16 protein-coding genes, 1 tRNA gene, 3 rRNA genes and 1 other RNA gene are annotated in these 20,945 nt (G+C 49.2%); 12 read left to right on the top strand and 9 right to left on the bottom strand.

Annotated features, from left to right (window positions below; all coding sequences use genetic code 11):
- Nucleotides 1-51 precede the first annotated feature (51 nt).
- From D082_RS05220 to D082_RS05200, 5 genes are all read left to right on the top strand, one after another.
- Nucleotides 52-867 (top strand): biopolymer transporter ExbD, encoded by an 816-nt coding sequence (locus D082_RS05220; RefSeq protein WP_028946457.1) that lies wholly within the window; start codon nt 52-54, stop codon nt 865-867.
- 18 nt (nt 868-885) lie between these two features.
- Nucleotides 886-2,229, top strand: coding sequence for a 16S rRNA (cytosine(967)-C(5))-methyltransferase (locus D082_RS05215; RefSeq protein ID WP_028946458.1), 1,344 nt, complete (start codon nt 886-888; stop codon nt 2,227-2,229).
- A gap of 159 nt (nt 2,230-2,388) precedes the next feature.
- Nucleotides 2,389-2,811, top strand: a complete 423-nt coding sequence (locus tag D082_RS05210; protein ID WP_028946459.1) for a TerB family tellurite resistance protein — start codon at nt 2,389-2,391, stop codon at nt 2,809-2,811.
- A gap of 32 nt (nt 2,812-2,843) precedes the next feature.
- Nucleotides 2,844-3,959, top strand: coding sequence for a calcium/sodium antiporter (locus D082_RS05205; protein ID WP_311134282.1), 1,116 nt, complete (start codon nt 2,844-2,846; stop codon nt 3,957-3,959).
- A gap of 164 nt (nt 3,960-4,123) precedes the next feature.
- On the top strand, nt 4,124-5,344 hold the full coding sequence (locus D082_RS05200) for a histidinol dehydrogenase (RefSeq protein ID WP_028946461.1): 1,221 nt from the start codon (nt 4,124-4,126) through the stop codon (nt 5,342-5,344).
- A 129-nt stretch (nt 5,345-5,473) separates the two neighbouring features.
- Here D082_RS05200 and D082_RS05195 read toward each other — a convergent pair whose 3' ends face one another.
- Nucleotides 5,474-6,418: a Sll0314/Alr1548 family TPR repeat-containing protein gene (locus D082_RS05195; protein WP_028946462.1), complete on the bottom strand. Its 945-nt coding sequence runs from the start codon at nt 6,416-6,418 to the stop codon at nt 5,474-5,476.
- 174 nt (nt 6,419-6,592) lie between these two features.
- Here D082_RS05195 and D082_RS05190 point away from each other — a divergent pair, with 174 nt between their 5' ends.
- A complete protein-coding gene (locus D082_RS05190) occupies nt 6,593-7,234 on the top strand; it encodes an ABC transporter ATP-binding protein (RefSeq protein WP_028946463.1) in 642 nt (213 codons plus the stop codon).
- Nucleotides 7,235-7,317: 83 nt separating this feature from the next.
- On the opposite strand, the gene rpsU is transcribed toward D082_RS05190, so the two are convergent.
- The 6 genes from rpsU to rpoD all read right to left on the bottom strand — a co-directional run bounded on the left by rpsU (nt 7,318) and on the right by rpoD (nt 14,571).
- Nucleotides 7,318-7,500, bottom strand: a complete 183-nt coding sequence (gene rpsU / locus D082_RS05185) for a 30S ribosomal protein S21 (protein ID WP_010873397.1) — start codon at nt 7,498-7,500, stop codon at nt 7,318-7,320.
- 255 nt (nt 7,501-7,755) lie between these two features.
- Nucleotides 7,756-7,873 (bottom strand): 5S ribosomal RNA (rrf, locus tag D082_RS05180).
- A gap of 72 nt (nt 7,874-7,945) precedes the next feature.
- Nucleotides 7,946-10,827, bottom strand: a 23S ribosomal RNA gene (locus D082_RS05175).
- Nucleotides 10,828-11,076: 249 nt separating this feature from the next.
- A tRNA-Ile gene (locus D082_RS05170) sits at nt 11,077-11,150 on the bottom strand.
- A 142-nt stretch (nt 11,151-11,292) separates the two neighbouring features.
- Nucleotides 11,293-12,783: ribosomal RNA gene (locus D082_RS05165) — 16S ribosomal RNA — on the bottom strand.
- The 16S, 23S and 5S rRNA genes sit together here with 1 tRNA gene alongside, the layout of an rRNA operon.
- Nucleotides 12,784-13,293: 510 nt before the next feature.
- Complete coding sequence (gene rpoD, locus D082_RS05160; protein WP_028949146.1) at nt 13,294-14,571, bottom strand: RNA polymerase sigma factor RpoD; 1,278 nt, start codon at nt 14,569-14,571, stop codon at nt 13,294-13,296.
- A gap of 624 nt (nt 14,572-15,195) precedes the next feature.
- On the opposite strand from rpoD, the gene psaK reads away from it, so the two are divergent.
- The 3 genes from psaK to nadB all read left to right on the top strand — a co-directional run bounded on the left by psaK (nt 15,196) and on the right by nadB (nt 17,734).
- Entirely contained in the window at nt 15,196-15,468 is a 273-nt protein-coding gene (psaK, locus tag D082_RS05155; protein ID WP_028949147.1) for a photosystem I reaction center subunit PsaK, read from the top strand.
- Between the two features lie 57 nt (nt 15,469-15,525).
- Entirely contained in the window at nt 15,526-15,963 is a 438-nt protein-coding gene (locus tag D082_RS05150) for a hypothetical protein (RefSeq protein WP_028949148.1), read from the top strand.
- A 106-nt stretch (nt 15,964-16,069) separates the two neighbouring features.
- Entirely contained in the window at nt 16,070-17,734 is a 1,665-nt protein-coding gene (nadB, locus tag D082_RS05145; RefSeq protein WP_028949149.1) for an L-aspartate oxidase, read from the top strand.
- 23 nt (nt 17,735-17,757) lie between these two features.
- Here nadB and hisA read toward each other — a convergent pair whose 3' ends face one another.
- Both hisA and D082_RS05135 read right to left on the bottom strand, forming a co-directional pair.
- Entirely contained in the window at nt 17,758-18,528 is a 771-nt protein-coding gene (gene hisA, locus D082_RS05140) for a 1-(5-phosphoribosyl)-5-[(5-phosphoribosylamino)methylideneamino]imidazole-4-carboxamide isomerase (protein WP_028949150.1), read from the bottom strand.
- Nucleotides 18,529-18,596: 68 nt separating this feature from the next.
- Nucleotides 18,597-18,980: a DUF4346 domain-containing protein gene (locus D082_RS05135; protein ID WP_028949151.1), complete on the bottom strand. Its 384-nt coding sequence runs from the start codon at nt 18,978-18,980 to the stop codon at nt 18,597-18,599.
- 81 nt (nt 18,981-19,061) lie between these two features.
- On the opposite strand from D082_RS05135, the gene ilvC reads away from it, so the two are divergent.
- From ilvC to ssrA, 3 genes are all read left to right on the top strand, one after another.
- A complete protein-coding gene (ilvC, locus tag D082_RS05130; protein ID WP_071880777.1) occupies nt 19,062-20,108 on the top strand; it encodes a ketol-acid reductoisomerase in 1,047 nt (348 codons plus the stop codon).
- Nucleotides 20,109-20,219: 111 nt separating this feature from the next.
- Nucleotides 20,220-20,450, top strand: coding sequence for a NifU family protein (locus tag D082_RS05125; protein ID WP_010874147.1), 231 nt, complete (start codon nt 20,220-20,222; stop codon nt 20,448-20,450).
- A gap of 63 nt (nt 20,451-20,513) precedes the next feature.
- Nucleotides 20,514-20,912, top strand: a transfer-messenger RNA (tmRNA) gene (gene ssrA, locus D082_RS17620).
- Nucleotides 20,913-20,945 lie beyond the last annotated feature (33 nt).

Here is a 20,945-nt window from a genome sequence, read left to right as displayed (position 1 = left end):
ATTGCTGATATTCTCCCCAAGATTGACTCCGGTTTTCCCCCTCCCATTGCCATGGCATCTTCCCCTAAAGCTCCCAAGCCCCACCGCAAATTCCAGTCCATTTACCATCCCACCCGTCCCCTTTCCCTTTGGCAGGATAACCAACATGATCAGGGGGAAGTCCGTATTGAAATTATTCCTCTCATTGATGTTGTTTTTTGTATTCTGACCTTCTTCATCCTGGGGGCGGTGGGTTTGTCCCGGCAACAGGCCATTAGTTTGGATTTACCCAGGGCCAGCACCGGGGCTCCCCAAATGCGAGAAATGTTTATGGTCAGTCTGGACGACCTGGGACAGTTATATGTGGAAAAACAGCCGGTGAGCCAGGAGCAGATGGTCAGTGCCCTGCAGAACTACCATCAGTACAATCCCACTGGATTAATTGTGCTCCATGCTTCCCGCAATGCTAGTTATAACGATGTGGTGCAACTGTTGGATATTCTCCGCACGGTGGGGGGCGATCGGGTGGCTTTAGCAACTTTACCCGGTGATGCCCAAACTCCCCCAGGCATGACCCCCAATGGTTTCAATGATCCGAATTTGGGACTTCCGGGTATGACTCCGGGCACCACTTTTCCCAATAGTCCCAATCCGGGAATGCCTAATTTTAATCCCAATCCTAACAATGTGAATCCTGGACAGTCTGGCACCCCCAATTTTAGCAACACTCCCCTGCCTGGTATGCCCAGCACTAACGGCAATATGGCCCCCAATTCTGGTGATAATCCTGGTTTTCCCAGCGGTTCCAACTTTGCGCCGGCCCCCAATTCCCAGTCTCCCAATTTACCGGGGATGGACAGTACTGGGTCCAATATGCCCCAGCAGTAATTGACCATCAAATTACCCATGATTTCGGCTCGGCAATTAGCTTTCTTGGCTTTACGGGACATCGATCGCCGGGATAGCTATGTTGATTTGGCCGTTGATCGGGTGTTGCAGAAATATGACCTGGCCCCAGCGGATCGCCGACTATTAACGGAGTTGGTGTACGGGGTAGTGCGCCGACAGAGAACACTGGATTACTTATTGACCTGCCTTGGCGATCGCCCTGCGGGGAAACAACCTCCGGATTTGAGAAGAATATTGCAACTGGGTTTATATCAATTGGTGTATTTAGACCAGATTCCCGTTTCGGCGGCGGTCAATACTAGTGTAGATTTGGCCAAAGCCAATGGCTTAAAGGGTCTGAGCAAAGTTGTTAATGGCATTCTGCGCCGTTACCAAAGGGAACGGGATGGAGGGAAAGACTGGTTGGATTCACCCCAGATTAGCTTAGGGGAAAAATATAGTTTGCCGGATTGGCTGCTAGAACTTTTTTTAGGGCAATGGGGCCGGGGGGAAACGGAGACGTTGTGTCAGTGTTTCAACCACAATCCTGCTTTGGATTTACGCATTAATCCCTTGAAAACCAATCGGGCGGAGGTAGCCCAGGCTCTGGAGGCCATTGGTTTAACCACGGAAAATATTGCCGGACTATCCCAAGGATTAAGGGTAACGGGGAAAACGGGAGCCATTACCCAATTGCCGGGTTTTGCGGAGGGTTGGTGGACAGTGCAGGACGCCAGTGCCCAATGGGTAGCTCAAATTCTCGACCCGCAACGGGGAGAAACTATTTTTGATGTCTGTGCAGCCCCCGGCGGTAAAACCACCCATATGGCCGAACTGATGCAGGATCAGGGACAAATTTATGCGGGCGATCGCCATGGTTGGCGGCTACAAAAGTTAGCCGTTACCCAGCAACGGTTAGGGTTAACCAGTATTAAAAGTTGGGAAGGGGATATGACTAAGCCGGGAACTAAGCCACCCATCCAATGGGTGGACCGGGCTTTACTGGATGTACCCTGTTCTGGCTTGGGAACTCTCCATCGCAATCCGGATCTCCGTTGGCGCCAAACCCCCGCTACCATTGCCACCCTTTTACCTCTGCAACAGGCTTTGTTAACGGCGATCGCCCCGATGGTTAAACCCGGTGGCATTCTGGTCTACTCCACCTGCACCTTGAACCGGGCAGAAAATGAGGCACAAATTGAACAGTTTTTGGCAAGTCACCCCGAATGGCGATCGGCACCTTTTCAGTGGATTAATCCCCAGGAAGAGGTTAGGGAGATAATTGACCAGGGAATGCTGACGATTTTGCCCCATCAACACCACCAAGACGGCTTTTTCATCGCAAATTTAAAGAAAGCTTAACAATGCCGACGGCGATCGACCCTTCCCCCCACAATGGGAATAGTGGGTGAAAATTCTGGTTGGGGGGACAACGCCAGAGGAACAATACTGAAGTTTGATTATCTGGCCAGAACCTTTAGCTGAATTAACCGCACTATCCCATCACAGAGTTAATGTGCCATGAGTAAAACTACCAAAACTAAACAATTACTAAAAATTCTCATCGGAGCCGCCTGGTTGGATGGGGTGATCCAAGTGGAAGAGAGGCAATATTTGCGACGCTTAGCAACGGAATACGAACTTGAAAATGACCCAGAATTGCAAATTCTTTTATCGGAACTCAAATCCGTAGAAGCCCCCCAGTGTTATGCCTGGGTAAATGAGTATCTAGGAGATTATCCCGGTGACCAAGAATATTCCGAACTCTTAGAAGCCTTGAGTGGCTTGCTCTACAGTGATGGGGACATCCAAACCCAAGAGGCCCAACTATTAGCTTCCCTACAGGAATCTGATCCCAGCCATGAGCCGCCAAAATCATCCCTTGATAGATTTCTGAGCAAAGTCCAACGACTTTACCGTCGTGCCCTACAAAAAGCTGGTTAGGTTTGGCAACTCTGGGATTACTGGGAGAAAAAATGATGACTTGGATAACTGTCCCGATGTTGGTGGCGGGTCTGGCAATTTTGGTGATAGGAGCGGAAATTTTAGTTAAAGGAGCTTCCCGCATTGCCTTGATGTTCGGCATTTCCCCTTTAATTATTGGCTTAACCATAGTGGCTTATGGCACCAGTGCTCCAGAGTTAGTGGTTAGCCTGCAGGCGGTATTTGCGGGCCAAGCAGACATCTCCATCGGTAATGTAGTGGGTAGTAACATTTTCAATATTCTGCTCATCCTCGGTATCTGCGCCACCATTACCCCCCTGGTGGTGGCCCAACAACTAATCCGCTTGGATGTGCCCATCTTAATCGGTGTTTCGGCGCTACTGATGTTTTTTGCCCAAGATGGTCGGATTAATCGTACGGATGGCTCAATTTTTGTTCTGGGGGCAATTCTATACACCACTTTTCTTATCTTCCAAAGTCGGCGGGAAAAGAACCCGGAAATTGCCGAAGAATATGCCCAGGAATTTGGCGAGCCGGTGTCGAAAACAGGGCAACAAATTATCAAACAAGTTGCCTATATTGTGGTGGGCATTGGACTATTAGTGCTGGGCTCCCGCTGGTTAGTGCAAAGCTCTGTGGACATTGCCCGGACTCTAGGCATCAGTGAGTTAGTTATCGGCCTAACACTGGTTTCCATGGGCACATCCCTGCCAGAACTGGCCACTTCGGTGGTGGCGAGCTATCGGGGAGAACGGGATATTGCTGTGGGTAATGTGGTCGGCAGTAATATTTTCAACATTTTAGCGGTGCTGGGCTTTGCGGCCAGTCTTTCCCCCACCGGGGTGGCGATCGCCCCAGCCCTGATTAGATTTGATTTGCCTGTGATGTTGGCAGTGGCGATAATTTGTTTACCAGTATTTATCACTGGGCAACTAATTTCTCGCTGGGAAGGCCTTCTCTTTCTGGGCTATTACTTTTCCTATGCTATCTACTTAATTTTGAATGCCACCAGCAATCAAAATTTATCTCTGTTTACTGACATCATTTCATTTGTTGTGATCCCGGCCACGGTGATCGCCCTGGTACTGTCCATTGCTCCCAATTTACTGAAGGGCAAAAAAACGACCTCGGAATCTGATTCGGGTTGATCCTATTTGTCCCTGGGATGATGGAAAAAATTCACCGGCACTGCCATAGCTCAACCAACCATCCCAAGGATGGGGGATGGAGAACTTCATTGGCAAAAACGTTAAGCTAAAACAGAACTAGGCGATCTGCCTGGGGTTGGCTGTTTGGGAGCGAGTTAGTTGCCATGTTACGTCTCATCACCCAGTCCGGTGACATTATTCAGGAGTTGCGACGTTTACATCATCGCCCCTTACCTTTCCCATGGCCGATGATGGCGGAAGTGATGAAAGCAATGGAGCATTGGGGCAGCCCTGGGCAGGATTCCCCCCCTCGGGTTAGCGGAGCTGAGTTGGATGCGGCTTATCAGCGCATTGACCAGGAAAAGCTATCTGTGATCCACCAAACCTGTGCTGCCCTCGAACGAGTTTATCGTCCCCAGTTGCCAACAACCCAAGTAAGCTTTCCCGAGGATGGCATGGTACAGGGCCAAAGATTTTACCCAATCAGAAGGGCTGGTTTTTATCTAGACTCCAAAAAAGGTGACGCCCTGGGGAATTTACTCCGCCAAGGTATGCTGGCCAAGACAGTCGGGGTGGCAGAGCGGGTTTTAGTGACGGAAACCATTAGCCCGACCATTTTAGTGGCAGCCCAGGAAATGGGCATTGAGGAAATTTATCTGGCCGAAGGACTGATGGCGATCGCCATGTTGGCCTGGGGGACAAAAAACATCGCCCCGGTGGAGTCGATTACAGGGGTGGGGTCCCCCCAAGTCATGGTAGCCAAACAATTACTTGGTACTATAGTTACCATTGATCAAGCCCTGCCGAGGACAGATTTAATGGTATTAGCTGATAGGAATGCCAACGGGCAATGGTTAGCTCTGGATTTACTAGCCCACGCAGAACAACATCCCAATGCCAGCGCTGTGTTATTGACCGATCGCCTGGAGTTGGGAGAAGAAGTAATTCAATGGGTCAATCGCTATTGCCGGGAGCAGGAACATTCAGTGCATACGGAAAAGGCCCTAGCCCATTACGGTTTGGTGGGGATCGTTGACAACTTAGAAGCCTGCGGCAATTGGGTCAACGAGTTTGAGCCCCACACTCTACTGTTGGCCATGGCTGACCCCTGGGCCATGGTGGAAAAGGTTCGACGAGCAAGGGAAATTTACATTGGCAAAAACAGTCCGAGTATTTTAGGCCATTACCTCAGTGGAGCCACCCGTCTGCAAACCCAGGATGGCGCCGCAGCAACCGTTAGTGAATTAGCTCTCCATTGTTTTCTTCGTTCCAGTTACCTGCTGGACTATGGCACCACCCCACCACCCCCGTGGTTAAAGGATTTGGTCAATTGGCAGGGCCTAACGGCGATCGAGGAACGGCTGAGGCAACTCAATGAGGATTAAGCCACCCAAGCCGGACTGTTAAACACGTTAAACAAAGGAACGAGCTTTCCCTCCATAAAACTGTTTTTAATACCGTATCAACCCAGCCACAAAATTGAGTCTCCTTGATATTTTTTCGAGTAGGACTTTTTAAAAACCCTTCAGAGATGGGTTTTGGGCTAACTTCTGAATTTCGTCCACCACGGCATTATTTTCATGGTTAAGTTGGACAATCAAAGCCCGGGATAACTGATCCTGTTTCTGCAGAGCCAATGCGTAATATTGTTGTGCCTGCTGAAGCTTACTCAAATCCATAGTCCGCCGACCTTGATTACGTAAAAATTGTCCCTTTAAATACTGCAGTTCTGGGTTATTAGGGGTGATCGCCAAGGCCCGATCAATGTTAGCCATTGCTAAGTCATACTTCTCCAAATCACGATAGGTGGTAGCTAGAGCACGGTAACGGAGATAGTCCGGAGCCGCATACTCTTCAAAGCGACCAATCACCTTTTCCGACTGGCTAAAAGGAGTATAGCGGGACAGAAACAAGTCCAGATAACCCCGTAAAAGATTAACCTCTGGATCATTCGGGTTAATGGCAGAAGCTTTATCTAAGTGCTCAAAAACTGTGCCCGTTTTTCCCACCGCCTGGAGATAACTACCTTTCTTGAGCAGATAACTACCTTCCAAAAAATGTCCCACAGCAATATATAAATTACCCCGCAGGGGATCGCTAGGGGCCAAGCGTTGGGCCGACTCCAGGGTTTGTCTAGCATAATTTCTCATTCCCTCCATATCATTGGCATCGTAAGCAAAGGAAGCCTTCATTGCATAAACTAGGGGCTCATTGGGCTCCGTTTGAATTGCCACAGCTAAAATTTCCTCTGCCCCTCGATAATCACCATCACGGAAAATGGCCTCAAAGGCCGCCTCCGTCTGGTCGCCGATATTATGGGGATTGTTGGGGCGAAAAGGGTCTCCGGCCCAAGCACTACTAGTAACAGTCAAGACGCCTAAAATGGATTGGGCAAGGATTCTTGTCCAACGATTACGGATTACAGTCATCGGAGTAACACGGGTGAGGGAAGCCAACATAGTTGAATTTATCTACGGAGGGAACACTGAAGGACAATGTTAAAACCTAGAAAGTTAGGGAAATCAGGCTAAAATCTTAGGAAATTGTGATTGCCATAATATCTAGCTTTTAACGGAACTGGCATGACAAATAAGTATGACTTGTCGGGAAGATAGCGTTTCAACTTTATCAATATGCTGTGTTTAAACGACGTTTGCTACCATCCGCCCGCCGCCTTGCATCCCATTCTAAAAGATATCAATTTCGAATTAGCTCCCCAGCAACTCGGTTTAATAATTGGCCCCAGCGGCTCAGGTAAGACTACTCTGTTGGAAATCCTTTCTGGTTTGGCGGAACCTAGTAGTGGCCATATCCGTTGGCAAACCCAGGAATTAACCCCTCTTCATCTACAGCAACTATGTGGTTTGGTGTTCCAATTCCCGGAGCGTCATTTCTGTGGCAGCACGTTGCTAGAAGAATTACGTTTGGGCCATCCGGAGGTTCCCCGTAGCCGTATTTCAGAAACCCTCGAAGAAGTTGGTCTAGGGCATTGTCCCTGGAATTTATCCCCCCAAGCCCTCAGTGGAGGTCAGCAAAGACGATTGTCCCTCGCTGTACAGTTAATTCGCCAACCCAATATTCTGCTTTTAGATGAACCTACCGCCGGCCTAGATTGGTCCATGCGCCGGCAATTAACTGGTCTACTCACTAAGTTAAAATCCCATTGGGGACTCTTGGTTGTCACCCATGATCCAGGAGAATTAATGGCGATCGCCGATCAATGTTGGCGTTTAGATCATGGAATTTTAAGCCCCCAAACCTTCTCAAACAAATAAAAAAACAAAAACTCCCCCAGCTGTATTAAAACCGAGGAAGTTCTTGGGATGTGAAATTGTGTTTCTAATCTCAACACTGAAAATTAACGACGACGCGAACGCTGTCTTCTGCGGGTAGCTTCCTTGCGCTTATGCTTTTCCTGTGGTGTCTCAAAGAATTGGTGCTTTTTAAAGTCTGTATAAATGCCAGCCTTAGCAACCTGACGCTTAAAGCGGCGTAGCGCGGATTCAATCGGTTCGTTCTGACCTACAACAACTTGAGTCATCTGAGAGTTTAAAACCTCCTGGGTTAACAACAAAAGGGAACTAAGGAATATGGAAATAACCAACTAAAAATTTCTCAAAAGCCAAAACTAGACTTTCAATAATTCTATCATTCTACTTGTTGACAGCCGACCTGAGCAAAATCGAAAGATAGATTATCTCCATTCTAAAAAAGGAACTCTCGAATTGACTTTTGAGAAAATGGTGACGACGAAGAAACCCTCCAACCAGAGGGTGGAGGGTTCAAAGAAAGAGGAACTTGGCATCGGACTATTGTGCCGAGGGGCAACCCCCAAAGTATCGTCGCCGCTGTCACATTTCACAACCGAGTGCGGGATGGGATCGGAGTGGTTCCATGACGCTAAAGACACCAAGAAAAACTGTCGGGTCTGATATGAGAAGAGACCCAGAAGACTGCACAGGAAAAGAGAAAGAAAAAGAAGAATAAAGGTCAAGCCCTCGGTCTATTAGTACTCCTCGACTTCATCCATTACTGAACTTCCATCTAGAGCCTATCAACGGGTAGTCTTCCCGTGACCTTACTGGCTTAACACCATGAGAGTACTCATCTTGAGGTGGGCTTCCCACTTAGATGCTTTCAGCGGTTATCCACTCCGCACTTGGCTACCCTGCGTTTACCGTTGGCACGATAACAGGTACACCAGAGGTGCGTACTTCCCGGTCCTCTCGTACTAAGGAAGTCTCCTCTCAATACTCTTACGCCTACACCGGATATGGACCGAACTGTCTCACGACGTTCTGAACCCAGCTCACGTACCGCTTTAATGGGCGAACAGCCCAACCCTTGGGACGTACTACCGCCCCAGGTTGCGATGAGCCGACATCGAGGTGCCAAACCTCCGCGTCGATGTGAACTCTTGGCGGAGATCAGCCTGTTATCCCTAGAGTAACTTTTATCCGTTGAGCGACGGCCCTTCCACTCAGTGCCGTCGGATCACTAAAGCCGACTTTCGTCCCTGTTTGACTTGTCAGTCTCACAGTCAAGCTTCCTTCTGCTTTTACACTCTTCGGCTGATTTCCAACCAGCCTGAGGAAACCTTTGCGCGCCTCCGTTACCTTTTAGGAGGCGACCGCCCCAGTCAAACTGCCCACCTGAAATTGTCCTTCTCCCGGATAACGGGAACAAGTTAGAATTCTAGCCTCACCAGAGTGGTATCTCACCGTTGACTCCATTACTCCCACAAGAGCAACTTCATAGTCTCCCACCTATCCTGCGCAAGCAAAGCCCGAACCCAATTCCAAGCTACAGTAAAGCTTCATAGGGTCTTTCTGTCCAGGTGCAGGGAGTCCGTATCTTCACAGACAATCCTATTTCGCCGAGCCTCTCTCCGAGACAGTGCCCAGATCGTTACGCCTTTCGTGCGGGTCGGAACTTACCCGACAAGGAATTTCGCTACCTTAGGACCGTTATAGTTACGGCCGCCGTTCACCGGGGCTTCAGTCGCTAGCTTCGGATTACTCCTAACCAACTTCCTTAACCTTCCGGCACTGGGCAGGCGTCAGCCCCCATACTGCGTCTTACGACTTTGCGGAGACCTGTGTTTTTGGTAAACAGTCGCCTGGGCCTATTCACTGCGACCTCCATTGCTGGAGGCACCCCTTCTCCCGAAGTTACGGGGTAATTTTGCCGAGTTCCTTAGAGAGAGTTACCTCGCGCCCCTTAGTATTCTCTACCTTCCTACCTGTGTCGGTTTCGGGTACAGGTGATTACAAATTAACGTGGTTCGGGCTTTTCTTGGAAGCTTGACATCATACACTTCGTCTCCGTAGAGACTCCCCATCACACCTCCGCTCAAGACGTTTTCGCCGTCTCTCATTGCCTCGAATGCTTGGACTGGTAACCAACTTCCAGCTGCACTAGCCTTCTCCGTCCCCCGCCACAATTTATAATCAGTACCGGAATATTGACCGGTTGTCCATCGACTACGCTTCTCAGCCTCGCCTTAGGTCCTGACTAACCCTCCGCGGACGAGCCTTCCGGAGGAACCCTTAGGATTTCGGGGTATGGGATTCTCACCCATATTTTCGCTACTCAAGCCGACATTCTCACTTCTGTACTGTCCACACCTGCTTGCCGCTAGTGCTTCACCCTATACAGAACGCTCCCCTACCACTCATATCTGAGTCCACAGCTTCGGTACATCACTTAGCCCCGTTCATTTTCGGCGCAGGAGCGCTTGACCAGTGAGCTATTACGCACTCTTTTAAGGATTGCTGCTTCTAGGCAAACCTCCTGGTTGTCAATGCACTCCCACCTCCTTTATCACTTAGTGATGATTTGGGGACCTTAGCTGGTGGTCTGGGCTGTTTCCCTTTCGACGATGAAGCTTATCCCCCACCGTCTTACTGGTCGTTTCTTCTTGGGTATTCTGAGTTTGCCTCACTTTGGTACAGCTCTCGCCGCCCGCAGCGAAACAGTGCTTTACCCCCCAAGTTGACTTTACAACCGCTGCGCCTAAACACATTTCGGGGAGAACCAGCTAGCTCCGGGTTCGATTGGCATTTCACCCCTAACCACAGCTCATCCGCTAATTTTTCAACATTAGTCGGTTCGGACCTCCACTTAGTGTTACCTAAGCTTCATCCTGGCCATGGTTAGATCACCCGGGTTCGGGTCTACAAATTGTGACTAACGCCCTATTCAGGCTCGCTTTCACTTTGGCTTCGGTGCAACACACCTTAACCTGCCACAACCTGTAAGTCGCCGGCTCATTCTTCAACAGGCACACGGTCACTCGTTTAATCGAGCTCCCATTGCTTGTAGGCTAACGGTTTCATGTTCTATTTCACTCCCCTCAACGGGGTTCTTTTCACCTTTCCCTCGCGGTACTTTACGCTATCGGTCACACAGTAGTATTTAGCCTTACCAGGTGGTCCTGGCGGATTCAATCGGAATTCCACGAGCTCCGACCTACTCGGGATACAGCTAGGCTGATTCAATTTTCGACTACAGGACTTTCACCTCCTCTGGTGCAGTTTTCAGCTGCTTCGTCTAATTTACTCAGTCCACGTTGCTGTCCCACGACCCCAATCTCCGAAAAGATTGGTTTAGGCTGTTCCCCGTTCGCTCGCCGCTACTTGGAGAATCACTTTTGTTTTCTTTTCCTCTAGCTACTAAGATGTTTCAGTTCACTAGGTTTGCTCTCTCCCGCCTATTTTATTCAGCGGGTAGTTCACTTGGGTTGCCCCATTCGGACACCTCCGGATCAATGCTTGTTTCCAGCTCCCCGAAGCGTTTCGTCGGTAACCACGTCCTTCTTCGCCTCTGTGTGCCAAGGTATCCACCGTTAGCCCTTTGTAGCTTGACCTTTTAAGATCTTCTTTTTGCTAACTAGGATTATCTTTCATCTTCCCTTTACCATTTCTCGGCTATCCACTCAGCTAAACGCCTTACGGTTAATCTGAAAACGGCTAGGGGGATTAAGATTTTCCCTGCTTTCTCTTTTCTTTATGCAGTTTTCAAGGTTCTTACTGGACTTACATCCAGCATTCCCTCTGACTCTCATCAGACAGGATGCTGAAGGGTTTATCCTTCTTTTCGGCTTTTTTTGGTTAGGTGGGCCATTCTGGACTTGAACCAGAGACCTCACCCTTATCAGGGGTGCGCTCTAACCAGCTGAGCTAATAGCCCTTGCCTTTTACCTCGCCTAGGCAATAGTTTGAAAGACTTCCACTCTTTAACCTCTCGGCTAATCCCTTGCTCGACCTTTTGGTTGACCAACTTCTCTCTATTTGCACTTTGCTTTCAAGATGAAGGGGTAAAGGTCTCCCTTAAAGGAGGTGATCCAGCCACACCTTCCGGTACGGCTACCTTGTTACGACTTCACCCCAGTCACTAGCCCTGCCTTCGGCGCCCTCCCCCTTGCGGTTAGAGTAACGACTTCGGGCGTGACCAGCTCCCATGGTGTGACGGGCGGTGTGTACAAGGCCCGGGAACGAATTCACCGCAGTATTCTGACCTGCGATTACTAGCGATTCCTCCTTCATGCAGGCGAGTTGCAGCCTGCAATCTGAACTGAGGCCGGGTTTGATGGGATTCGCTTACTCTCGCGAGCTCGCTGCCCGTTGTCCCGACCATTGTAGTACGTGTGTAGCCCAAGGCGTAAGGGGCATGATGACTTGACGTCATCCCCACCTTCCTCCGGTTTGTCACCGGCAGTCTCTCTAGAGTGCCCAACTTAATGATGGCAACTAAAAACGAGGGTTGCGCTCGTTGCGGGACTTAACCCAACATCTCACGACACGAGCTGACGACAGCCATGCACCACCTGTCTCCTGGCTCCCTAAGGCACTCCCACGTTTCCGCAGGATTCCAGGGATGTCAAGCCTTGGTAAGGTTCTTCGCGTTGCATCGAATTAAACCACATACTCCACCGCTTGTGCGGGCCCCCGTCAATTCCTTTGAGTTTCACACTTGCGTGCGTACTCCCCAGGCGGGATACTTAACGCGTTAGCTTCGGCACGGCTCGGGTCGATACAAGCCACGCCTAGTATCCATCGTTTACGGCTAGGACTACAGGGGTATCTAATCCCTTTCGCTACCCTAGCTTTCGTCCCTCAGTGTCAGTTTCAGCCCAGTAGCACGCTTTCGCCACCGATGTTCTTCCCAATATCTACGCATTTCACCGCTACACTGGGAATTCCTGCTACCCCTACTGTACTCTAGTCTTGCAGTTTCCACCGCTCCTATGGAGTTAAGCTCCATTCTTTAACGGCAGACTTGCATAACCACCTACGGACGCTTTACGCCCAATAATTCCGGATAACGCTTGCATCCTCCGTATTACCGCGGCTGCTGGCACGGAGTTAGCCGATGCTTATTCATCAGGTACCGTCAGAACTTCTTCCCTGATAAAAGAGGTTTACAATCCAAGGACCTTCCTCCCTCACGCGGTATTGCTCCGTCAGGCTTTCGCCCATTGCGGAAAATTCCCCACTGCTGCCTCCCGTAGGAGTCTGGGCCGTGTCTCAGTCCCAGTGTGGCTGCTCATCCTCTCAGACCAGCTACTGATCGTTGCCATGGTAGGCTCTTACCCCACCATCTAGCTAATCAGACGCGAGCCCATCTTCAGACGATAAATCTTTCACCTCTCGGCACATTGGGTATTAGCAGTCGTTTCCAACTGTTGTCCCCATTCTGAAGGTAGGTTCTCACGTGTTACTCACCCGTCCGCCACTAAGTCCCCGAAGGAACTCCGTTCGACTTGCATGTGTTAGGCATACCGCCAGCGTTCATCCTGAGCCAGGATCAAACTCTCCATTGTGTTAAAAATAACCAATTTATAAGTTTCGGCTCTTTTCTATTGCTATTTCTTCCGACTTGAGTTACACTCTTTGTCAAGTAGAAACAGACTTTAGTTTGTTAATTGAATTAACAAGGGTCTGGTTTCTGTCTCTCAAACTATTTCTTTGTCTAGGTTCGGAGCGCTTCGAGTCGCTTTCGCTCTCAACCGCGCATTTATCAATATACTCACCTCCACAAGAAAAGTCAACACCTTTCTCGAAAAAAATTCTCACAGTCCACTCAAACCCATACCACACACACCTTTCCCTCAACAAACTCATTTTCGGCAGATACTAAGAAGGGCAGATTTTAAGCTTTGGGATTTTTCGTTTGCTTGTGCTTGGAGTTTGTGGTGGCTTCTGCGGGGTGCGTGAATTATGAGTCAATGCAATGTGTCCGGTAGAGGTTGAGATTCTCATTAGATAAAGTAAAAAGCGTTGTCCTGATGGGGTCAAGACAACGCTGGGGGCTCATATCAGATAGATGAGTATTAACGGATATATTCCTTGAGGATGCTGTTGCGGTTGGGATGACGCAGTTTTCGTAGAGCTTTGGCTTCGATCTGGCGGATACGCTCCCGGGTGACGTTAAAAATTTGTCCGATTTCTTCTAGGGTTTTCATACGACCGTCATCTAGGCCGTAGCGTAAGCGTAGTACATCTCGTTCCCGGGGACTGAGGGTATCCAGGACGTTCTCTAAGTCTTCCCGTAGGAGATTTTTGGAGACTTCGTCTTCGGGGGTTTCGCCGTCGGCTTCAATGAAGTCCCCTAGGCGAGAGTCTTCTTCTTTACCAATGGGGGTTTCGAGGGAGATGGGAAGTTGGGCTGATTTGGCGATGAAACGCAGTTTTTCGATGGTCATCTCCATTTTTTCGGCGATTTCTTCCTCGGTGGGTTTGCGCCGCATTTCCTGGGAAAGAAGTTTCGTAGTCTTTTTGATGCGAGAAATGGTTTCGTAAAGATGGACGGGAAGACGGATGGTGCGGGACTGATCGGCGATCGCCCGGGTAATGGCTTGCCGGATCCACCAGGTGGCATAGGTGGAGAATTTGTAGCCTTTTTCGTGGTCAAACTTTTCGGCGGCCCGAATTAGGCCAAGGGAACCTTCTTGGATCAGGTCTTGGAAAGAGAGACCCCGGTTCATATATTTTTTGGCAATGGACACCACTAGGCGCAGGTTGGATTGAACCATTTTGTCTTTAGCTCGGCGATCGAGAAAAAGACGGCGACGGAAAGCGGCAAAATTTTTGTTGGGTTGTTGACTCCACTCGTTTTCCAAACTCAGTTCATTGTCTGGATTGGCGAGATAACTTTCGATATCCTTCTTTTTCGGTTCCTTTTTTTTGTCAGCGGCTAACCGTTGCTTGGCGGTTTCCAGTTTCCAGACCTGTTTGCCCCATTCCAACTCTGAGGGCTGGCGCTCCAGTTGTAGAGTGAGGTTGTCTCGAATTAATTCGAGCTCAAGGAGGTCGGCAATTTGGCGGGCTAGTTCAATTTCTTCTTCGGCTCTGAGCAGACGAATCCGGCCAATTTCCTGGAGGTAGATGCGAATCGAGTCTTCGGTGTAGGGTTTCTTTTTGACCGCATCTTTACGGATTTTGCGGACTTTTTTTTCTTTCCCTTCCGTGGCGGCAACTTCCTGTTCCAAATCCTCTACGTCAATATCATCGTCGTCAATATCATCGGTGTTGATATATTGGCTTAGTTCTATTTCTTGGTCTAGTTCGGGGGATTCAGCTTTGGTGAGTGGCTCTTTCGTCTGGGTCATGCCGTTTTCCTCGTTAACTCCTAAGTCGTGTACAAAAATTAGATGGTCGGTCAAAATCGAGGCCACCCCTAGGTATTGCCAGACGGTGCACACTCGATCAGTCTATTGATTCAGGGTTCTCTAACTTCTTCTGGTGGAAAAACAGAATGCAAGGATTCAGACGTTAAGAGTGTTAGAGAAGACTATTCAGCGGTAGAGCTTGGTGAATCAGTGAAAAAAGACTTCATTGATTGTAGCCTCGATAACAAAAAAATGGGACTTAATTATGGTGTGACCACAACTTTTTTGAACATTGGTTGTTATGGGGGGTCAGAGGCTTGAAAATTATGGCTGACGATTGACCTAAAAGGGGGTTGAAGCTTCTACTTCAATGGAATTATCTGCATGATAGTTGTTTTTTTGATCTTTTTTGAGATTGCTGGGTAGGGTCTTACTAGGTCAAGCTTTCATTACTAATTGGCGATTGGCAGAATGGTGAAGAGCTGATTGACGATCGCCAAAGGAGAGGAAATGGGGAAGATGGACGCTTGGGGAAAACTAGGGACAGGGGGACTGCTCTTGGTCAGCTAGAATACCTTTAAAGAGAATCAAGTCTTTGAGATTATCTCAGGAGAACTTTTATCAATGTTTAATACTGCTCTATTTTTAGCCCAGGCTGGCCCTACCACCACTAATTGGAATCTTTCGGTGGGCATTATTATGTGTGTCTGCAATCTGTTTGCCTTTGCCATTGGTTACTTTGCCATCCAGAAAACCGGTAAGGGTAGGGATTTGGCTCTGCCCCAATTGGCGTCGAAGAAAACCTTTGGTTTGCCGGAACTGTTGGCTACCATGAGCTTTGGTCATATTTTGGGAGCTGGCATGGTGTTGGGTCTAGCTAGTAGTGGCATTCTCTAGGCATCTACCCGGCTAAAATTTACGCCCAGATGTTTTTGTGGAGTTTGAACAATAGCTGTGGGTTTCTGCCGTTTTGTTCCTTGTTGTCTAGGGGTTTTAGTTTTTTTCCCCTTACTGGCGATCGCCCCTGCTTCCGCTGGCAAGATCCAGTATTGTTATCCGGTGGAAAAAAGCCGGACTTTACAGGATCCCGGTAGTCACCCCCAGGCCTATGACGATGGCTATCGGGAAGGGGCCAGGGCGGCGAGGGACAAGAAACCCTTTGAACCCCGTTCCGCTGGGGGAGAATTTGCCCGGGGTTTTGAAGATGGTTATTACGGCAGAACCTATTCTGGGCAACAGAATGTGGTGCCCGATCGCACCGACACCTACACCACCAATCAATGTCGCACCTATGAGTACAACGACGGAGATACCGTGGAACAAACTTTAAAGCGGGTTCTGGACGACTTCCAACGGGATTTGGGACGGGACTGGAACATTAATCTTAGATAACCCCTGGAAGTTTTCAATTTTCGGCCATCAACTCCATCTAGACAAAGGGGCCCAAGCAGGACCAGAACCGCTAATCTGGGAAGACAATCTTTTGGGAGTTGGGGATATGGGGGCAAATCACTTTGACGTGGTGGTGGTGGGCTCCGGAGCGGCGGGACTCTACGCTTGTCTCTGTTTGCCTAGTCATTACCGTGTAGCTCTGGTCACTAAAGCGGAATTAAAGACAGGGGCCAGTGATTGGGCCCAGGGGGGCATTGCGGCAGCCATTGCTCCGACGGATTCTCCCCAGGCCCACTACGAAGATACTTTGGCCGCTGGGGCTGGTTTATGTGATGGCGGAGCGGTGGATTTTTTAGTTAACCATGCTCCCCAGGCGATCGCCGAGTTGGTGCAGTTCGGTGTTAGCTTTGATCGCCATGGGCAGGATCTGGCTTTAACGTTGGAGGCGGCCCATTCCCAACCGAGGGTACTCCATGCGGCGGATACCACCGGCAGGGCCATTGTTTCAACTTTGATGGAACAGGTGCAAGCTCGAGCCAATGTGGAAATCTTTTCCCAGGCGATCGCCTTATCTTTGAATATTGATTCCGTAACAGGTCATTGTCGGGGCATTCAAGTTTTTCTTAATCAAACCATTGAAACTTTTCTTTCCCGGGCGGTGTTATTGGCAACTGGTGGCGGCGGTCAAGTGTTTGCCCAAACCACCAATCCCAAAGTCAGCACTGGAGATGGCATTGCCCTAGCTTGGCGATCGGGGGCCCAGGTGCGGGATTTGGAATTTTTTCAATTTCATCCCACCGCCTTAACTAAACCGGATGTGCCCCATTTTTTAATCAGTGAAGCAGTCCGGGGGGAAGGGGCCCATCTACTCGATCGCCGAGGAAAACGGTTTGCGTTTGACTACCATCCCAAAGGAGAATTAGCTCCTAGGGACGTAGTTAGTCGAGCAATTTTTCAGCATTTGGCCAATACAGAAAAAGATCCCACCCAAGCTACCGTTTTTTTAGATCTGAGTCCCATTGAGCCGGAGCGCATTCAAAGGCGTTTTCCCAATATTGTTCGCCGTTGTTTGCAATGGGGAGTAGACATTTTTCGCGAACCAATTCCCGTTGCCCCAGCGGCCCACTACTGGATGGGGGGCATTACTACGGATATTAATTGCCAAACCACTATTCCGGGCTTGTATGCGTTGGGGGAAACGGCCAGCACGGGGGTCCATGGGGCCAATCGTCTAGCCAGCAATTCCCTGCTAGAATGCATCGTTTTTGCTAGGCAATTAAGAAATTTGAACCTACCATCCATTTCTCCCAATGCCACAGATATTAATCAATTGACACCGATGGAAATTGAGCTAGACACGACTAATGACCTAGCCATCCTAAACCATTGGCGCAGCGAACTGCCTCGTTTGATGTGGCAAACCGCTGGTATTTGTCGCCAAGCTGAAGCCCTCCAAATGGCGATCGCCCAATTGGCACAATGGCGAGCAGAATGGCAACGACTCGATACGAGTAAACTTTTGGCTGATTTGCCCCAGGGTCATAAGGTTAAATTGAACGGCTCCGGACTGGACGAATTCATGCAACTGTGGACAGAAACCCACAACCTGCTGGACATAGCCCATTTAATTTTGACCAGTGCCCTGTTTCGGGAGGAAAGCCGGGGGGGACATTATCGATTAGATTTTCCCGATGTCCAAGTTACATGGCAAAACCACACTGTCATTGAAGGAACTAAGGTTTTTCTCCAATCCAGCCAGAGTCAAGACTAAGTTGATTTCAAGGAACTAAAAAACTAGCCCAAACGGGGAAAGTCCATAGGCGGCACATCTTGCCAGCGACCATTACCCACCGCCCGGATTGCTTCTGCCAACTGAATGTCTCCGGTGTACAGTGCTTTGCCAATAATGACTCCGTTGACCCCTAAACTTTCCAGGCTGAGTAAATTTAATAAATCTTTGACTTGGCTTACTCCCCCCGATGCAATTACCGGAATGGTCAACTGATTGGCTAATTGCCGCAGAGCTTCCAAGTTGGGCCCCTGCATTGTGCCGTCGCGATGAATATCGGTGTAGATTATAGCCGCCGCCCCCAGTTTTTCCATACGTTGGGCCAGTTCCCCCGCTTCCACCGTAGAAGTTTCTAGCCAACCCCTAGTGGCCACTTTGCCGTTGCGGGCATCAATACCCACCACAATTTGACCAGGAAACTCCGTACATAATTCCCCGACTAAGTCAGGATTTTCCACGGCGATTGTGCCCAGAATGACTCGCTCCACCCCCAGATCTAGCAATTGTTTAACCCGGTTTCTATCCCTCAAACCTCCGCCTACCTGTACAGGAATGGTTAGGGTTTTAACAATATTGGCGATCGCCTCTAAATTGACCGGCTTCCCTTCCTTTGCTCCATCGAGGTCCACCAAATGCAAACGACTAGCTCCCTGGGCTTGCCACTGGCGAGCTACTTCCACTGGATCTTCGTGGTACACCTGGGATTGGTCATAATCCCCCTGATAGAGACGGACACACTTGCCCCCTAGTAAATCGATCGCCGGTAAAATTTCCATCGTTTCAGTCTCCAGATTTATTGCTATTGATTGCCGTTGACAAAATTTGCTTGTCTAGGACGTTTTAACTAATCCTGAATATATTCTCCGCCCCCAGTTAGAGCCAATTCCGCCCGCATCAACTCCCGGCCCAGGTAAGCTGCATGGTTAAGCATAGTTACTGGACAAGAGTCCAACTCCTCAAAAATTTTCACGCACAATTCCTTAGCAGTGCGACCAGCTAACGTCAAAGTGGGCAATCTTTTTCTCCCCCCTTGGCAGGCAATCACCTCCCCCGTTTCCGGGTCCACCGCTAAACCCTGGTCATTAATGTCATTGCTGTAGTGTTCCACTTTCAATAGCCCGGCTTCCCGGTCTAACATCACCAACCAGTAACCGGCTGGGTCTAGGTCGATGGGACGACGGGAAAGTTCATCATCAATAGATTTAACAGTATCGATTAGGGCAGGCATAGGCCAAAAGCTAAAATTTAACGGGCGCAGAATCTGATCCTACAACACTTACAGGACAGAATAAGCAGACCGGCCTTTGCTATGATTAAAAGTTTGCAGAGCACCATTCAATCGCAGCAAGGAGATAGTTACATGGCTCGTATGTATTACGATCAGGATGCCAATCTTGACCTCTTAGCCGGAAAAACCGTGGCTATTATCGGCTATGGCTCCCAAGGTCACGCCCATGCGCTCAACCTCAAAGATAGTGGCGTTAACGTGGTCGTCGGGCTATACAGCGGTAGTAAGTCCGTAGCCAAAGCAGAAGGAGCCGGACTAAAAGTTTTATCTGTGGCTGAAGCGGCCAAAGCGGCGGATCTAATTATGATTCTCCTGCCCGATGAAGTGCAAAAATCCGTTTACGAAGCAGAGATTGCCCCCAACCTAGTTGCCGGTAACGTGCTTTTGTTTGCCCACGGTTTCAACATTAACTTTGCCCAGATTGTGCCCCCCGCCGATGTAGACGTAGTTATGGCTGCTCCCAAAGGTCCTGGCCACCTGGTGCGGCGTACCTATGAGCAAGGGCAAGGGGTTCCTGCTCTGTTTGCCGTGTACCAAGATGCCAGCGGCCAAGCCCGGGACTATGCTATGGCCTACGCTAAAGGCATTGGTGGCACCAGGGCCGGTATTTTAGAAACCACTTTCCGGGAAGAAACGGAAACCGATCTTTTTGGCGAACAGGTAGTGCTCTGTGGTGGTCTGACGGCTTTAATCAAAGCGGGGTTCGACACCTTAGTAGAAGCTGGCTATCAGCCTGAATTGGCCTATTTTGAGTGTCTCCATGAAGTTAAGTTAATTGTCGATCTAATTGTCGAAGGTGGTTTGGCCAAAATGCGAGACAGCATTTCCAACACTGCTGAGTATGGTGATTTAACCCGGGGACCCCGCATTGTCACTGAGGAAACTCGGGAAGAAATGCGGAAAATTCTCGACGAAATCCAGTCTGGTCAATTTGCCCGGGAATTTGTCTTGGAAAACCAAGCTGGTAAACCCGGTTTCACCGCCATGCGTCGTCGGGAATCGGAAGAACTGATCGAAGAAGTGGGCAAAGACCTGCGGGCCATGTTCAGTTGGTTGAAAGACCGGTAATTGTTTTTCTCTATCGTTGACCCCGGGATTTTTGCCAACCTTGGCCCTGGGGTTAGCGTTAGGATAATAGCCATAGTCAAAAGTCAAATTTTTAACTGAGGTTAGCGAGCCATGGAACTCACCCTAAATAATGTGGAAACGGTGTTAGACGAACTCCGTCCTTACCTGATGGCCGACGGTGGCAATGTGGAGGTGGTGGAATTAGACGGCCCCATTGTCAAAGTACGTTTGCAGGGTGCTTGTGGATCCTGTCCGAGTTCCACCATGACCTTAAAAATGGGCATTGAGCGCAAGCTTCGGGAAATGATTCCAGAAATTGCGGAAGTGGAGCAGGTTCTCTAGGTTTCCCAACTCTCCTTTTGCCGTTCCCCAGGGAAGTAGTTTATAATGGGAAGCGCATAACAAGGGGCCGCAATGGTTTCGACAGGTTGGCGAAAGCTTTTCTGTGATGCAGGTCGAGAGTGAGTCTCCTCTCGTAAATCAAAGGCTCAAAAGAAAGTAACTGCGAATAACATCGTCAGCTTCAAACGGGTAGCCGTAGCAGCCTAGTCTGTAAAAGCTACATTTTCTTGTCAAAGACCGTTTACTTCTTCTCTGACTCCGTTAAGGATTAGAGGTTAACCCCAACGGATGCTTTGTTTGGCTCTCCTCTAGTTAGCCAGACGATTAAGACTTAGACTAGAGCATCCCACCATCAGGGATAATCGATGGTCCCCGTCCTAGGGCTAGAAGGACTAAACCTGTGAACGAACGGAAAGTTAATACCCAGTTTGGACAGCAGTTCAATTCTGCTCGGCTCCATTTACTAAATAAAAAAAGACAATTTCCTGGCCTGGA

Origin of the sequence: Synechocystis sp. PCC 6714, from assembly GCF_000478825.2 — a bacterium.
In the GTDB taxonomy this organism is placed as follows: domain Bacteria; phylum Cyanobacteriota; class Cyanobacteriia; order Cyanobacteriales; family Microcystaceae; genus Synechocystis.
The sequence above is the reverse complement of the archived record's forward strand: the minus strand, read 5'-3'. Positions and strand labels throughout refer to the sequence as shown.

What these genes read in the sequence shown, in the direction of transcription:
- D082_RS05220 (WP_028946457.1), top strand. Translation starts at nt 52, where the DNA reads ATGGCATCTTCCCCTAAAGCTCCCAAGCCCCACCGCAAATTCCAGTCC.
- D082_RS05215 (WP_028946458.1), top strand. Translation starts at nt 886, where the DNA reads ATGATTTCGGCTCGGCAATTAGCTTTCTTGGCTTTACGGGACATCGAT.
- D082_RS05210 (WP_028946459.1), top strand. Translation starts at nt 2,389, where the DNA reads ATGAGTAAAACTACCAAAACTAAACAATTACTAAAAATTCTCATCGGA.
- D082_RS05205 (WP_311134282.1), top strand. Translation starts at nt 2,844, where the DNA reads ATGATGACTTGGATAACTGTCCCGATGTTGGTGGCGGGTCTGGCAATT.
- D082_RS05200 (WP_028946461.1), top strand. Translation starts at nt 4,124, where the DNA reads ATGTTACGTCTCATCACCCAGTCCGGTGACATTATTCAGGAGTTGCGA.
- D082_RS05195 (WP_028946462.1), bottom strand. Translation starts at nt 6,418, where the DNA reads ATGTTGGCTTCCCTCACCCGTGTTACTCCGATGACTGTAATCCGTAAT.
- D082_RS05190 (WP_028946463.1), top strand. Translation starts at nt 6,593, where the DNA reads ATGCTGTGTTTAAACGACGTTTGCTACCATCCGCCCGCCGCCTTGCAT.
- rpsU (WP_010873397.1), bottom strand. Translation starts at nt 7,500, where the DNA reads ATGACTCAAGTTGTTGTAGGTCAGAACGAACCGATTGAATCCGCGCTA.
- rpoD (WP_028949146.1), bottom strand. Translation starts at nt 14,571, where the DNA reads ATGACCCAGACGAAAGAGCCACTCACCAAAGCTGAATCCCCCGAACTA.
- psaK (WP_028949147.1), top strand. Translation starts at nt 15,196, where the DNA reads ATGTTTAATACTGCTCTATTTTTAGCCCAGGCTGGCCCTACCACCACT.
- nadB (WP_028949149.1), top strand. Translation starts at nt 16,070, where the DNA reads ATGGGGGCAAATCACTTTGACGTGGTGGTGGTGGGCTCCGGAGCGGCG.
- hisA (WP_028949150.1), bottom strand. Translation starts at nt 18,528, where the DNA reads ATGGAAATTTTACCGGCGATCGATTTACTAGGGGGCAAGTGTGTCCGT.
- D082_RS05135 (WP_028949151.1), bottom strand. Translation starts at nt 18,980, where the DNA reads ATGCCTGCCCTAATCGATACTGTTAAATCTATTGATGATGAACTTTCC.
- ilvC (WP_071880777.1), top strand. Translation starts at nt 19,062, where the DNA reads ATGATTAAAAGTTTGCAGAGCACCATTCAATCGCAGCAAGGAGATAGT.
- D082_RS05125 (WP_010874147.1), top strand. Translation starts at nt 20,220, where the DNA reads ATGGAACTCACCCTAAATAATGTGGAAACGGTGTTAGACGAACTCCGT.